Raw genomic sequence first — 410 nt, forward strand, 5'->3', positions numbered from 1 at the left:
GTAAATGAGGATTCAGTAACCGAATTGATTTTCAAATCGCGCTGAAATGGATTAAGTGCATTAATAGCAATACTTCCTTTTTTGTTCAAGATCTCTTTCTTTACCGCAAAATAATTGATAAAGAAAGTACCTGTTTTTCCTTGGAAAGTATAACGCGGCGAGTTTACGGCTCCAAAGGCTTCAAAGCTCCAACCTTTTTTAAAGGTAGTGGCCGAGCGCAGGAAGATGTTATAGTTTACAAACGTTTTGGTACCGCTTACATTTCCAAAAGATCCGGTGTTCGCATCGATATTATTAACTTGGTAGGTATTGATACCCAGATTGCTCATCAAAGTCCACTTTGGCAACGGATTGTACGAGGCAAAAACATTAAAGCCATAGCTTTCTGATGTACCTACGTTGATATAAGT

At 38.3% G+C, this 410-nt stretch carries 1 protein-coding gene; it reads right to left on the minus strand.

Translation table 11 applies throughout. The features are described 5' to 3' along the window. A partial coding sequence (locus JHD69_RS20515) for an outer membrane beta-barrel protein (protein WP_199142164.1) occupies positions 1-410 on the minus strand: 410 nt, incomplete at both ends.

The organism is Pedobacter sp. ASV12, assembly GCF_016429155.1.
In the GTDB taxonomy this organism is placed as follows: domain Bacteria; phylum Bacteroidota; class Bacteroidia; order Sphingobacteriales; family Sphingobacteriaceae; genus Pedobacter.